18 protein-coding genes are annotated in these 13,429 nt (G+C 50.4%); 5 read left to right on the plus strand and 13 right to left on the minus strand.

What is annotated here, in order from left to right; translation table 11 throughout:
• Positions 1 to 135 precede the first annotated feature (135 nt).
• Positions 136 to 339, plus strand: a complete 204-nt coding sequence (locus H6F76_RS05425) for a hypothetical protein (protein WP_190506568.1) — start codon at positions 136 to 138, stop codon at positions 337 to 339.
• 103 nt (positions 340 to 442) lie between these two features.
• On the plus strand, positions 443 to 1,285 hold the full coding sequence (locus tag H6F76_RS05430; RefSeq protein WP_190506570.1) for an AraC family transcriptional regulator: 843 nt from the start codon (positions 443 to 445) through the stop codon (positions 1,283 to 1,285).
• A 10-nt stretch (positions 1,286 to 1,295) separates the two neighbouring features.
• On the opposite strand, the gene H6F76_RS05435 is transcribed toward H6F76_RS05430, so the two are convergent.
• The 12 genes from H6F76_RS05435 to H6F76_RS05485 form a co-directional block, all read right to left on the minus strand.
• Entirely contained in the window at positions 1,296 to 1,856 is a 561-nt protein-coding gene (locus tag H6F76_RS05435) for a GNAT family N-acetyltransferase (protein WP_190506572.1), read from the minus strand.
• A 48-nt stretch (positions 1,857 to 1,904) separates the two neighbouring features.
• Positions 1,905 to 2,318 carry a nuclear transport factor 2 family protein gene (locus tag H6F76_RS05440; protein ID WP_190506574.1) on the minus strand — a complete coding sequence of 138 codons (414 nt, stop codon included), beginning with the start codon at positions 2,316 to 2,318 and terminating at the stop codon, positions 1,905 to 1,907.
• A gap of 27 nt (positions 2,319 to 2,345) precedes the next feature.
• Entirely contained in the window at positions 2,346 to 3,227 is an 882-nt protein-coding gene (locus H6F76_RS05445; RefSeq protein WP_190506576.1) for a glucose 1-dehydrogenase, read from the minus strand.
• A gap of 29 nt (positions 3,228 to 3,256) precedes the next feature.
• Positions 3,257 to 4,009 (minus strand): glucose 1-dehydrogenase, encoded by a 753-nt coding sequence (locus H6F76_RS05450; protein ID WP_190506579.1) that lies wholly within the window; start codon positions 4,007 to 4,009, stop codon positions 3,257 to 3,259.
• Between the two features lie 42 nt (positions 4,010 to 4,051).
• Entirely contained in the window at positions 4,052 to 5,104 is a 1,053-nt protein-coding gene (locus H6F76_RS05455) for an alpha/beta hydrolase (protein WP_190506581.1), read from the minus strand.
• A gap of 209 nt (positions 5,105 to 5,313) precedes the next feature.
• Positions 5,314 to 6,309 (minus strand): gluconolaconase, encoded by a 996-nt coding sequence (locus H6F76_RS05460; RefSeq protein WP_190506583.1) that lies wholly within the window; start codon positions 6,307 to 6,309, stop codon positions 5,314 to 5,316.
• A 280-nt stretch (positions 6,310 to 6,589) separates the two neighbouring features.
• Positions 6,590 to 6,970, minus strand: coding sequence for an aldo/keto reductase (locus H6F76_RS29610; protein WP_199321939.1), 381 nt, complete (start codon positions 6,968 to 6,970; stop codon positions 6,590 to 6,592).
• Positions 6,943 to 7,590: an aldo/keto reductase gene (locus H6F76_RS29615; protein ID WP_199321940.1), complete on the minus strand. Its 648-nt coding sequence runs from the start codon at positions 7,588 to 7,590 to the stop codon at positions 6,943 to 6,945. The genes H6F76_RS29610 and H6F76_RS29615 overlap by 28 nt, the downstream gene beginning before the upstream one ends.
• 2 nt (positions 7,591 to 7,592) lie before the next feature.
• Positions 7,593 to 7,919, minus strand: a complete 327-nt coding sequence (locus H6F76_RS05470; RefSeq protein ID WP_190506585.1) for a putative quinol monooxygenase — start codon at positions 7,917 to 7,919, stop codon at positions 7,593 to 7,595.
• A 24-nt stretch (positions 7,920 to 7,943) separates the two neighbouring features.
• Complete coding sequence (locus tag H6F76_RS05475; RefSeq protein WP_190506587.1) at positions 7,944 to 8,723, minus strand: glucose 1-dehydrogenase; 780 nt, start codon at positions 8,721 to 8,723, stop codon at positions 7,944 to 7,946.
• A 121-nt stretch (positions 8,724 to 8,844) separates the two neighbouring features.
• Entirely contained in the window at positions 8,845 to 9,384 is a 540-nt protein-coding gene (locus H6F76_RS05480) for a MerR family transcriptional regulator (RefSeq protein ID WP_190506589.1), read from the minus strand.
• A 417-nt stretch (positions 9,385 to 9,801) separates the two neighbouring features.
• On the minus strand, positions 9,802 to 10,698 hold the full coding sequence (locus H6F76_RS05485) for an NmrA family NAD(P)-binding protein (RefSeq protein WP_190506591.1): 897 nt from the start codon (positions 10,696 to 10,698) through the stop codon (positions 9,802 to 9,804).
• Positions 10,699 to 10,806: 108 nt separating this feature from the next.
• On the opposite strand from H6F76_RS05485, the gene H6F76_RS05490 reads away from it, so the two are divergent.
• The 3 genes from H6F76_RS05490 (at position 10,807) to H6F76_RS05500 (ending at position 13,035) form a co-directional block, all read left to right on the plus strand.
• The gene (locus H6F76_RS05490) at positions 10,807 to 11,745 is read left to right on the plus strand and encodes an AraC family transcriptional regulator (RefSeq protein WP_190506593.1); all 939 of its coding nucleotides are present in this window, start codon (positions 10,807 to 10,809) and stop codon (positions 11,743 to 11,745) included.
• Positions 11,746 to 11,850: 105 nt separating this feature from the next.
• Positions 11,851 to 12,372, plus strand: coding sequence for a MarR family transcriptional regulator (locus tag H6F76_RS05495; protein ID WP_190455585.1), 522 nt, complete (start codon positions 11,851 to 11,853; stop codon positions 12,370 to 12,372).
• A 120-nt stretch (positions 12,373 to 12,492) separates the two neighbouring features.
• On the plus strand, positions 12,493 to 13,035 hold the full coding sequence (locus tag H6F76_RS05500) for a hypothetical protein (protein WP_190455589.1): 543 nt from the start codon (positions 12,493 to 12,495) through the stop codon (positions 13,033 to 13,035).
• Here the strand turns inward: H6F76_RS05500 and H6F76_RS05505 are convergent.
• Positions 13,001 to 13,366, minus strand: coding sequence for a helix-turn-helix domain-containing protein (locus tag H6F76_RS05505; protein ID WP_199321941.1), 366 nt, complete (start codon positions 13,364 to 13,366; stop codon positions 13,001 to 13,003). The genes H6F76_RS05500 and H6F76_RS05505 overlap by 35 nt on opposite strands.
• Positions 13,367 to 13,429 lie beyond the last annotated feature (63 nt).

Raw genomic sequence — 13,429 nt, forward strand, 5'->3', positions numbered from 1 at the left:
TCTGCCCTATCTCTCATTTAAATTGGTATGAGAACCCGTGAGCAGATTGGGGCATAGCAAGCGATCGTTCCTCACGACGCTCCCCTACAACAGCGGCTAGAAGCACTTGCGAATCAACGCACTGAGGAAGGCTATATGGCAGAGGTGATGGCTCAAACTGATGGCACGTTTTTCTTGGCTGAAAAGCATTGTCCGATTTGTGCAGTCGCGACTGCTTGCATTGGCTTGTGTCAGATGGAGTTAGAAATCTTTCAAGCGGTACTGGGTGAGGATGTCACGATCGAGCGAATTGAACATATTTTGATGGGTGATCGTCGTTGCGTTTACCGAGTAAATTAAGCGTAGACTGCCTACCTGGAGGAGGTGGACTTCATCTACTTGAGGTAGTTTTAGACTGAAAGTGTAGAAACCCCAGTCGTAGAGCGTTCTCTAGGTGCAAGGTATGACTGACCAGCCAGCGCTGTTGCTCAGAAAAGAGTGGAAAGACATCACGGTCGAGTATGGCTTGATGGAAGCAGTCGGTGACTTTGACTTTACCATGCCGAAACATGCTATCAGTGTGGCATTTATCCCTCACGATCGCGTCACTTGGTCAGTGGATGGATTGAAGCAAACCACACCGCTACCAGCCGGAAGCACCTTCTTGTATGGTGATCGTGAGTTTATCTGGCATCAGCGCACGAAACCCAGTGAGTATGTCACGATTTCTCTGGAGCCAGAGTTTTTGCGCCGGACTGCGATCGAAAACGAACTATCCGCCGAAACCAAACTGGCTCATCGGGTAATTTTTCCTGACTCCATCATTGTGCAAGTGGCACACCTGTTTAAGGGCGAGTTGCTCAGTGAAGGACTGGCAGGCATTCTGTTCGCGGAATCATTGAAGAATCTGCTGGCGGTTCACTTACTGCGTCAGTATTGTGAACAGGCTCCAGCGAAAAAATTGGTGATTCCCGCAGGCGCGCTAGATGTTGTGAAACTGAAGCAAATTCAGGATTACATTGAGGAGAATCTAGCAGATGAGATTGTCATTGAAGATCTGGCAGCGTTAATTCCCATGAGTCAGTTTCATTTTGCCCGTGCGTTTAAAGCGGCGAGCGGCGACTCACCACACAAATACTTGACTCAGCGTCGGCTTGAACGAGCGAAAGTACTTTTAACTGTTACCAAACTACCCGTTGCTGAAATTGCCTACCGGGTAGGATTCTCCAATCAAAGCCACTTCACGGCGCACTTTCGCAAAGTGACTGGCGTGACACCCAAAAATTATCGATCGCAGTGCAGCTAGACTCTGATACTCAAGGAGCCACGTTTCGCTTCCAATCCTTGTACAGAATTGCTAGCAGCACTACATCTTCAAACACTCCCCACTTTTGAACGCGTTGCCGCAGCACACCCTCTTGAACAAACCCATTTTTCTTCAACACCCTACCTGACGCTGGATTTCTCAACATGTGGTGAGCGTAGAGCCGATTGAGATGCAGGTCATTAAAGCTGAAACAAAGTACTGAAAGTAGAGCTTCACTCATGTATCCCCGCCCCCATGCCTCAACTCCTAACCAGAAACTCAGTTCAGCAAGTGAATGTTCTCGATCGATTTCTCGGATTTCAATCACTCCGCTCACTGACTTCTCTGGCTTACGTTCAATCGCAAACGCAACAGAATGCTGCTCTTGAAACTCAGAGATTCTCGTAGAGAGATAGTTCTCAGCTTCGCCTTCCGGGTAAGGATGAGGAATCGAAATCATCGTATTGGCAACTGCACGATCACTGGCAAGTCTTTGGATAGCTGGCGCGTCAGTGAGCGCTAGCGGACGTAAGACTAACCTGGGAGTTTCAAGCGTGATGAGAGGGAGCATGAGGGCAGTTTACTATCAACTTTGATAGCAATATAACTGAGACTTTTGCTAGGGGCGAGTTCCTTGCTCCCATGTCCAGGTCATTTTCATGCGATTGACTCGCCAACCATCAGCGGTGTGGACGAGAGTATGTTCATAGAACCCTCCCAATGTCCAGGTTCCTTTCTGAGTATCCAGGTAAACATGATGCGCCTGAAAGTTGGAAAGGCAAATGGCCCTGTCGCCAGTGATGGTGACAACATGGCTACCAATGAGATGCTGAGTCGTTGTAAAGGTTTGGGTGAAGAACGCCTTCCATCCGTTGATTAGGTCGTCTGCGTTGACCGACGTAGGTTGCCCACCGTTCAACGAGGTGTAATCGGTTTCAACGCGATCGCTAAAGACATCCCGACAGGCTTGCCAATCTCGCCGGTCTGCCATCAAACCAATGCGATTGACCACATCAATAATTTCAGCTTGCATGAGCTTTGTTCCTTTGAGGCTATCAGCTTAACCAAGACCGCCACCATCCACATTAAAAGCTACGCCTGAAACGTAGGATGCTTCTGGCGAAGCCAACCACAACACGGCGGCAGCGACTTCTTCTGGTTTGCCCACCCGCTTAATTGGGTAGCCAGAAGCCAACTGTTCTTTCGTCACTTTCCAATCCCGCTCCACCCGATCGAGCATGGCAGTGTCGATCGCTCCCGGTAAGACCGCATTGATGCGGATGGTTTTGCCATATTCCTGTGCGGCCATTTTGGTCATATGAATCACGGCGGCTTTGCTGGCACCATAGCCGACAATGTTGGCAAAGGCCCGCTGTCCACCAATACTTGCCATGTTGATAATCGCTCCGCTACCAACTTTAAGCAGATGGGGAATTTCGTATTTCATGCCCAGAAACACTCCACGGGCGTTAGTGTTCATCAGATCATCAAACTCAGCGATCGCGGTGTCCGCGATCGAGTTGGGTGGATAGTCAATCCCGGCATTGTTGAAGGCGATGTCTAACCGACCATACTTGGCGACACAGGCATCGACAAAAGCTTTGACTTCGGTTTCTTTGCGAACATCAGCCCGCATGTAAGTGGCATCACCACCGGTGCTGCGGATTGAGGTTTCGACTTGCTTGCCCAACGTCTCACGCCGACCACAGAAGAAGACGTTCGCCCCTTCTTTAGCAAACAGTCTGGCAGTCGCTTCCCCAATGCCAGACGTTGCACCCGTAATCAGGACAACTTTGTTAGCAAATTTGCCAGTTTGAGTTGTTGTTTGCAAGGGTTGCGGGGTTGGCGTATTGGCGTGCGCTTTTCCTGTCAGGGTTGTTGCCACACCTGCTAATCCTAAACCTCCGATCGAAAGAATGCGCCGACGATTCAGACCTTTCATGGTTTTCTCCTTTTCAGATATGCATCCTGTTAATTGCTTGTAGTGTAGCCGCCATCAATCGCCAGATTTTGTCCCGTCACGAAACCAGCAGCATCCGAACAGAGCCACAAAACGGCTTCAGCGATGTCATTCGGTTGTCCAACGCGCTGTAATGGAATCCCGGTGGCAACCTGTTCTAACATACCTGCGGGTGCGTTTGCCCACAGTTCAGTTTCCACCGCACCAGGGCTAACTGCATTGATCCGAATACCATTGGCTGCATATTCTGCCGCTGCTGCCCGTGTCAAAGCCGCCACTCCACCTTTTGCCGCTGCGTAAGCGCCGTAGTTTGGTACTCCCAAAATGCCGCCTTGAGAAGACATATTAACGATCGCTCCTTTGCCCGATCGCAACATAGCTGGAATCTCGTATTTCAAACACAGCCAGACAGATTTGAGATTCACCGCCATCTCTTGCTCCCAATCTGCTTCCGCAAGCTCGATCAGTTTGCCTGGTTTGCCTGACCCAGCATTGTTGAAGGCACAATCAAGCCGACCATAACGTTCCAGCGTGCGATCAACCAATGTCTGTACCTCTAATGCTTGCGTTACATCGGTTTGAACAAAAGTCGCTTCACCACCCGCTTCCACAATCTGCCGAACGGTTTCTTCACCTTCAGGCACTCGTCGTGCGGCAATCACGACTTTGCCTCCCTCTTTAGCAAAGGCGATCGCGGTGGCTCGACCAATCCCCGAACTGCCACCTGTCACTAGTGCTACCTTTCCATCCATACGTCCACTCATAGGTTGTGTTCCTGATTAAGGTAATCTCTTGCACAAAGAGCGTTATTTCTGTGAAATCGTTGGGCTGGCAAGTGTTTTTTGAAAGTGAGTTGCGACGGCTGCAACGGCCGTGGAAACCTGCGGATCGCGATCGTAGAAATCGAGGTGTTGTCCGTCTGTCCACACCAGTTGCTTCTGTCCACCCAATTGGCTGTAAAACTTGCGGGCATTATCAGGTAGCGCAGACCCATCACTGTGCACGATCAGCGTGGGAGCTTTGATGCTAGAGGCAAGCGCCACACCATTAAAGTCCTGCCATTCGTGCCACGACATCACGGCAAAACGGTTTGTCCATTGTGGAATCACGCCGCGTTCTTTGCTACCGTAGTAGCTGACATCGCCCGACATGGCAGCATTGAAGTTCGCTTGAGCATACGCAGGGACATACTCTACTTTGCCTGTGCGATCGAACGCTTGACGAGCCGCTTTGCCAATTGCCATCCGACGCTGCACGGTTTCTTTGCCAAATAGAGCTTGCAGAGATTCTGGATCATGCAGCCATGCTGCCACCGTCGCAAACGATTTGAAGTTAGCATCTTCAGCCACCGCTTTTGCCATGTAACCTGCACTGGCACAAATGCCCAAGCCACCGACCTGGTTTGCATCTACCACTGGCAGCGACTTCAGAAATGCTGCTGCGTTCTTGATGTCCTGCACTTTTGCCGCAGGCGATTCGTACTGACGCGGGGTGCCGCTGCTTTCGCCCCAATAGCGGAAGTCAAACGCAAAGGTAGCAAACCCCCGATCGGCAAGCCGTTGAGCATACACCGCAGGCATCTGTTCTTTCACCGTTGTCCATGCACCCGTGACGATGATCGTGGGCAAGCGATCTCCGGTTTGATAAGTCGCAGGGAGATAGAGATTGCCGACTAGGGTTTCGCCTTCACCTTGAAAGGTGACTCGATTGATTCCCGGTCTGAACGTGGGTTGAGTGGTCATGATCGTTGGCTCCCTGCGCTGAAGCGAAGGATTGGGTGTTTCTGACAAAACAGTGGGAATGGGGGTGAGCGCAAGCAGGGCGATCGTTCCAAGCGAGAAGAGCTTTGTGGTGTTCATGGCAATTTCCTGTTCCTTGAGTAGTGTTCCGTTTGGATACCTCAAGATTAGAAAAAAGCCTCGCTGAACTAAAGCCCAATTCTTGCGCTGTTTTGTTGCATTCTTGCGCTCTTGGTACTGCACCAATTTATTGAGTAAGCAAGGGCGATCGCAACCGCTTAAAAGCCGCAAAACGATTGCCGTGATTGCTCTACTTGGCGGGTCACATCCTACAGTGCAAACCGACGCACGAAAAACGTATTGGGAACAGCGGCTTCTTTTCCTGGCAGCAAGCGATGACGAATGCGGGATTCGGTAATCCAGATGGTTTGACCCGCGATCGTCAAGTTTACAGGTGATTCCAGTCCGCTTGCCAGCGTTTCGATCTCCTTCGGTGTCTTGGTATCCAAAATATTCCTGATCCGCAGTAGACGACCATTACCGCTGGAGACTGCTCCTTCGGTGATTAGCAGCGAACCATCAGGTGCAAATTGCATTCCATCGGGATTCTCTAGCGATCGCGGTAACGGAATCGCCTCCACTTTCGGGTTTCCCTGCGCTTGCGGAGTTATTTTCAACAGCTTGCCATCTGAGAACATGCCTACAATCAAAACGCCATTGGCAGCACGGGCAATGCCACCTAACCCAATTTGACGAGAGCGAAACTGCTCATCTTCTGCCCAAACTCGGAACTGCGTGGTTCCAGGAGCAAGGTAGTGGATGCGTGGACGCGAACTATCCGTTACATAGACTCCTCCATTCTCATCCAGTGCAATATCATTGCTAAATCCACCATCAGGCATGGCAATTACTTGCAGGACTTTAGCGGTGCGAATATCGATCGCAAAAATTCGGTGAGGGCGACGAGTCACCTGACCATCGGCACCGCGAACGCCAAGAAAGTCAGGTGAGGCTCCCCAGAGAACGCCCCGTTGCTCATCCAAGCGTAGACTGGTTGCGGCAAAAATCTCGTCTGTTCCTGGAAAGAAGGTTTCTGTCTTGCCATTTGGCGTGATGCGGAGAATTTGTCCACTCGTAACAGAGCCAACATACAACGTACTTGCAGCGGAGCTGAGCCGTATCGGATCGCGGCTGTGAGTGATGCCATTAGGATACTGAAACCCCGTTGGCAGTTGAATCAAACTTTGTGCTTGAGCAGGAGCAGCCAAAATAGGAGAAGCGGCGATCAAAATCAGGGTAATTGTGTGGAGGAGAGTTCGATTCATTTTTTGGCAGTGCCCTAAAGGTAATGATGGCTGAAACACCTTGCCTGTCTGGATTTTATTGAGAGACTGTCGTATGAGCAGCTCTAAGTATCGGTCTAAGACAGAAGCCACAGTGCTGCTTTTCTCGTTGCGCTCCTGGATGTGTTGTTGCAAAGACGTGAAAAAAGTCGAGCTACTTCAGGTCTACAAAGTTAGCTTTAAGTCCTGAAAACCTGATCTGGAAGCATTCATAGCTATCATTAAATTTTTAGGACTACCCATTTTTTCTCATTCTAATTATTTATGATCTTAGAAATAGGTTTTGCAATCCACGCAAAAACTGTAGAGCAAAACCTGGATCAACTTCGCTGGCTGTATTGAGACGAGTGAGTTGAGCCTGGTTCAACGTGACATTCAGGCAACCAAGATTGTCTTTGAGATGATCGAGATTTCTGGCTCCAATGATGGGAATGTGGCAAGGTGATTGTTGCCGAATCCAAGCAAGGGCAACCTGAGCAGCACTACAGCCGACTTCAGCCGCAATATCGATCACGATTTGAGCAATCTGCATGGCACGCTCGACTTTGTAATGCTGAAAGTACTCAGCTTTGTTAAGTCGATCATGGTCAGAATCAGCGTTCAAGTGTTTCCCCGTCAGCACACCCCCGCCAGCGGCGACCAATCCAGAATGCTCAAATTTAAGTCTTCTGCCATTGGTAGTAAATCTCGTTCTACTGTGCGTTCCACCAAATTATATTCAAGTTGAATCGCGGCAAACGGGGTCATGTTCTTTAACTGAGCGATCGTCTGAACACGACTGATAATCCAGGCAGGCGCATTGGAAATGCCGACATACATCACTTTGCTGGAGCGAACCACATCATCCAACGTCCGTATCATCTCTTTCACTGGAGTCACCGGATCCCACATATGCACCCCGTACAAATCGATGTAGGCAGTGTTCAAACGCTTGGGGCTAGCATCGAGCGATCGCACCAGGTTTTTGCGCTGGTTGCCCCTAGAATGCGGGTCATTCGGATTCATCATCACTGTGTATTTGGTGGCGATGACAAAGCGATCTCGTTCAGAACGCACAAACTCACCCAGCATTTTCTCACTCGTGCCATTGGTGTAAACATTTGCAGTGTCGATGAAATTTCCCCCTGCCTCTGCAAAGGTCTCAAACATCGCCTGACTAGTTTCTCGATTCGCGCCCCATTCCCACTTTTCGCCAAAGGTCATTGCACCCAAGCAGAGTTCAGAGACTCTTAATCCCGTGTTGCCCAAAAGTTTGTATTGCATGATCATTCTCTAGTTTGAGATCGCCGTGATGATTCGATTTTTCTCAGGGATAAAATCGCGATCGGCTCCGCTAGTGTCTCCTCATAGGCTTGCAAAACTTGCTTCACGTAAGGCTGTTGGAAGTGGGCATCTAGTGTCACTTGGTCTTTCCAGTTTTCGTACAGCACAAAAACGGTTGGATCGTTCGTGTCTTGCAATAAATCAAATGTGATGCAACCAGATTCAGCGCGAGTCGGGGCAAGCAAACTCAGCAAATCCTGCCGCATTCGCGCTTCTAACCCAGGTTGGGCTTTGATGCGGGCAATGATCGTCAATAGCGAATCTGACATAGTGAACCTCCTGAAATGATGGGATTAGTACCGAAAGCCGGGAATTGCGAAACCTCCATCAACGGCGATCGTCTGTCCAGTGATGTAAGCCGTCGCCTTAGAACATAGCCAGACTACTGCTTCTGCCACTTCCTCTGATTCACCCAACCGTTTCAGTGGAATGTGGTGTGTGAAAGCTTGCACCACCGCATCACTTGGATCATCAGGGTTGCCAAAGCGCCGAAACATCTCAGTATCAATGATGCCAGGATTGACATTGTTGACGCGAATACCGTGCTGGGCACCTTCCAGTGCCGCTGCCCGTACCATGCCATCCAAGCCCCCTTTGCTGGCAGAGTAGATGGTGGAGCCGAGCATTCCGCCTTTTGCTAACCAGGATGAGGTGTTGACAATGGCTCCACCTGTACCTTGTTTAATCATCTGCTCCATCTCATACTTCAGACAAAGCCAGACGGCTTTTAGGTTCGTGTCAATAGTGTGATCCCAATTTTCCTCGGTGAGTTGAGGCATAGGAGCAAACGCTCCTTCGGTGCCAGCATTGTTGAAAGCATAATCTAACTGTCCATACAGCGAAACCGTTTTTTGAATCAGCGCCTTAATCTCGGCGGGTTGCGACACATCGGTTTTGATAAAGCTAGATTCTCCGCCCCACTGGCGGATTTGCTCAACGACAGCTTGTCCTTCGGTTTCTCGACGGGCAGCGACGACGACTTTTGCGCCGTGTTTGGCAAGTAGCAGGGCACCTGATCGCCCCATGCCCGAACTCCCGCCTGTGACTAACGCTACTTTGTTTTGCAGATCCATTATGAATGCTCCATTGTTGTAAGGGTTAATTGCAGCGCCAAGCGAACCCATGAGGTCTGTCGTTTGAAGACATACTCGACGGGTGAAGCTGAACGCGGTCAGTCTAGAGTGAAAAGGACATTCAGCGATCGCTAGCGATCGCTGCAATGGATGGAGATGCTTCCTCCGGTTGCGGTTCAACCTCTACGTCAGCCTCTCCCTGCTGTGGAGCGCATTCCAACATGAAGGCTCGTCCTGCCGCCAAGCATTCCTGACGTTCGTTTATCTCAGAATAGGAGTAGGTTGCATCCGCCTGTTGCCGTGCTTCCAAGCCTTTGTAGTAGCCAATCTTCCACTGAATCGCTTCTAGGTTGCGCTGGAGTTCCTGAATGTGTGCCTGTACCTGCTGTTCATGCGCTTCCAGCAGTTTACGTCGATCTCTGATCGCTTCCGGTTGCTGCCGAAACAACTGGGCAAACTCCTGCATCTGGCGAATTGGCATTCCCGTTGCTCGCAGGCGAGTCAGAAACTCAATGCGGGCAATGTCTTCTGCCGAATAGCGACGATGTCCACTGCTGGCGCGGTCGACGGGTTCTAACAATCCATTGCGTTCGTAGTAGCGGAGCGTATGGACACTCAAGCCCGTTTGCTGGGCAACCTGTTGAATTGTCAGGGCTTGCATGGCACTTACCTCAGAAGCATAGTTCCACCTTAGAATTTAGAGCGCGCTCTAAGTCAAGCTCTGTTGAAGCGCATGGGGAAATATCATCCGATCGGAGGAGCGATCGTTTAAATTCGCTGAAGTCAATAGGTAGAAGCTGGCTATAGATTGAGGCTTGGCAAAATTGCTTCTAATGGAGAATTTAGAATTCCTTCATTTGTTGAAGATGGCAAGCATCGCTAAACTCTGAATAACACAGGCTAACTTTGGTTTGAAACATCGTTAGTTCCTTAATCACTACGGGTCAATTCCCCACCCCTTAGAGCGCATAAGGCAGAGCAGTCCAAATGGGCGCTGTTGAGCGCAGCCGAGCCGCGAAGCGTGTAAGGCGCAGCGAAGTGATACTCCGTCCGCTTGCGGCGGAGACGTTCATTTAAACTAGGCAGTTGTGGGTTCTGCCAGTAGAGGCATCATCTTGTCTTGCACAAATTGAACAAAGGTCGTCGGCGTAGTTGTTTCTGGAGTGCGTGGTTCGGCTGGACTGTAATCAGGATGCGCCAGACCTGACCACATTTCAACATATTCTCCTGCAACATGCTCAGTTGCGCCCAGTTGCAGCAGCGTATCTCGAAACTGATCGAGGGTTGTTTGAACATGAGTGACCGGTTGCTTGAGGACTTGTCCTAAAATCTGTGCCGCTTCGTCGAAATTCAGATCGGTTGCACCATGTAGACCTAAAACAGACTGTCCACTCCAAGCGCGATCGCGCAACAGTTTTGTGGCAACATCCGCAATATCTTGAGTGGCGATCATCGCCAGACGACGATCGCCTGCGATCGGCATGAAGACCTGATGGGTAGTGCGAATAGCATCAAGCTGTAGCAGGTAATTCTCCATAAAGAAGCCTGGACGCAAATGCACCACATTGGCAGCCACCGCATTCAGGCTCTGCTCTACAGCGTGTAGTCCTGAAATCGGACCCATCCCATTGGGTCGATGGGCACCGTTGCTGGAGAGATTAACGACATGAGGAATGGCGTTAGTCGCAATGGCTGCAGCAGCGGCGGCTCCGACCTGCCGTTGCCATTGGCGCAGATGGAACGTGCCAAAGTTGTAAGGGACAACAAGGTAGAGCGCATCGGCATTTTGAGTTGCCTGCGTCAGCGCCGCTGGGTCATCCACAGAGCCTTGGTAAATGGTGGCATTCTGACGAATTACGTCCGCTATTCTAGCGGGATCTCTTACAAGTACAGCAACCTTTTCGCCTGCTGCAATGAGCTGTTGGGCAATCCGTCCACCTGTATTTCCGGTTGGTGCTGTGATCACGATCGTCATTTGTTTAGCTCCAGCGCGTACCTCTCCATGTAACGCCAAGCAAGCTGGACAAACAATGATAAAAGATCCACAATTAATTGCAGATCGTCCAAATCCCAGGTAGCCTCAATGGATGCGCTGACCGAAGTGCTCAAAGCGGTGCAACTGCACAGTACGGTTCACTGCCGCTCTGAATTTTCTGCCCCTTGGGGTGTGCAAATTGATCGCACCAATTATGCATCCTTCCATGTCATCACCCGTGGCAACTGCTGGCTCGGAGTGGAGGGAGACAACGCACCAATTTTGCTGACAGCAGGTGATCTGGTCGTCTTGCCAACCGGGGTAGCTCATACTTTGCGTGATGCCTTCGACAGCCCGATCGTCAGTCTAGCAACGTTGCTGGCACAGCGTCCTTGCCAAGGGCAACTGGCGCTTAACTACGGCGGCGATGGCATGCCTACTACCGTGCTTTGCGGTCGCGCCAGCTTTGCCGAACGTGACAGTAATCCGCTGTTGGCGGCACTACCGCCCCTGATCCACATCAAAGGTGAAGCCGGACAAGCGGTGGCATGGTTAGAGACAACCTTGCAATTCATCACTTGTGAAAGCAATTTGAATCGTCCGGGTGCCGAGATGATGATTACTTATCTCTCCAGCATTCTGTTTATTCAGGCAGTGCGGGCATACATTGCCAGTTTGCCAGAAGCCGAAGGGGGATGGCTGCGGGCACTGCTTGATCCGCAAATGAGTGTGGTTTTAGGCTTGATTCATCAGCAGCCAGCACATGCTTGGACAGTAGAATCGCTAGCAAAACAAGTGAATTTGTCCCGCTCTGCCTTTGCCGCCCGCTTTAAGACACTGGTGGGCGAAGCGCCTTTGCAATACCTGAGCCGCTGGCGAATGCATCAGGCAGTAAGACTGCTGCGCTCAACTCCCAAATCGCTTAGAGAGATTGCCGAATCAGTGGGATATGAATCGGAAGCAGCGTTTAGCCGAGCCTTTAAGCGGCAGATCGGTCATGCTCCTGGAGCATATCGGCAGCGATTAATCGTCTACTCTATAGCTTGAAGTCGTTCCAGATACTAAGGTTTATGAGCGTTTTGTACTGAGGTCGTGGAAGTGCTCCATTCATCAACTAGCCTATAGTTAGCTCCCTAATTAGATGATTCGATTGTGGTAATTTTGCGCCCTTTTGTTGATCGCGTCATCGATCGTCAGGCTCTTCAAGCTCTGGCAGCTCGCTATCCAGAGTTGGATGTTGCCTCAGTTGAAGCCTGTTTAGCATTTTTGAGGGCAACCGCAGATGTCCAATCTGCTCTAGAAGCGCATCTTGCCCGATACGGTTTGTCGATGGGTAAATTCACGCTCCTGATGCAGCTATTGCAAGTTGAGGAATCAGGGCTAACGCCCTCTGAGTGTGCTGAACGCTCAGGCGTCACCCGTGCCACAATTACCGGATTGCTCGATGGACTGGAGCGCGAAGACCTGGTTGAACGGCGACCTTGGCCGGGTGATCGACGAATGCTAAGTGTCCACCTGACCGAGAAAGGGAAAAACCTGCTCGCTCAGATGCTGCCCGATCACTTCTGCCGCACCACAGAGCTAATGGTAAATCTGAGCGCGACTGAGAAAAAAACGCTAATCAGACTTCTTCAGAAAGTGCAGGCGGGTACGCCTGCCATGCTGCAGCCATAAAGATGAATAGAGCTTTGCAGAATGGCTAAGTTTGTTTTATTTTAATTAGGAGCCTAACTATTAGGCGGCTAACAAATTTGCCATCTGATAAACTCCCGCCATTCTTTTGAGGAAAACGTGATGAAGAAATTGAGTGTGAAGCCGAAAAAATGGCTGGTCTCGGCTCATGTGATCTTGAGTGGAATTTGGCTGGGAACTGCTCTATGTTTGGTGACAATTGCCCTACTCAACCGCGACACTCCCAATGGTGACGAGCTGTATGCAGTCAACTTTGTACTTAAGTTTCTAGATGATTGGGTTGTGATTCCCACTGCTACTCTGTCATTGGTTACGGGCGGGCTGCTTTCTTGGCTCACCAATTGGGGTTTTGTGAAACACTACTGGGTGATTACCAAATGGGTGGCAACGGTAACGTTGATTGGGACAGGCACGATTTGGTTAGGTCCATGGGTGAATGCGATGACTGCTCTCTCAGAGGCAGAACGATCGCAAGCTTTATACAATCCACTGTATGCCTTCGACCACACAGCAGTTGTGGTGGGCGGTAGCATTCAAGTGGCTTGCCTGTTCGCAGTGATTGCAGTTTCAATCCTAAAGCCTTGGGGCAGACGCATCAGCAAGAGCCAGACTAGCGACCTATCTGACGTTGACTCAGCTCAGTAAAGCAGCCCGTCTCTAGTTCTCGCTGCAACTCGGCAACCGCATCCAGAATTGTGACAAATCGCTGCCCAAACGCAGTCAGTTTGTACTCTACGCGGGGCGGAACTTCTGGATAAACGACCTTCTGTAAAATATTGAAACTGACCATTTTGCTCAGGCAGTCACTTTGCACTTTAGTCGTCAGTCCCTCGATTGATCGTGTTATGGCTCCCGGACGATCGACGCCTTGCCGAACCAGCGTCAAAATCCGGATTGACCATTTGCAGCCCACAATGTACTCCAACATCGCGGCGGCTGACATGGATTTAGATTTGCTCAATCGAGCGTGACTCATTTTATCCGTGTAAAAACATCCTTCAGGCTCTGCCTCAATTTCTACCTAAAAGTGCGTACCTTA

This window comes from Leptolyngbya sp. FACHB-321 (assembly GCF_014695975.1).
Classification (GTDB): domain Bacteria; phylum Cyanobacteriota; class Cyanobacteriia; order Leptolyngbyales; family Leptolyngbyaceae; genus Stenomitos.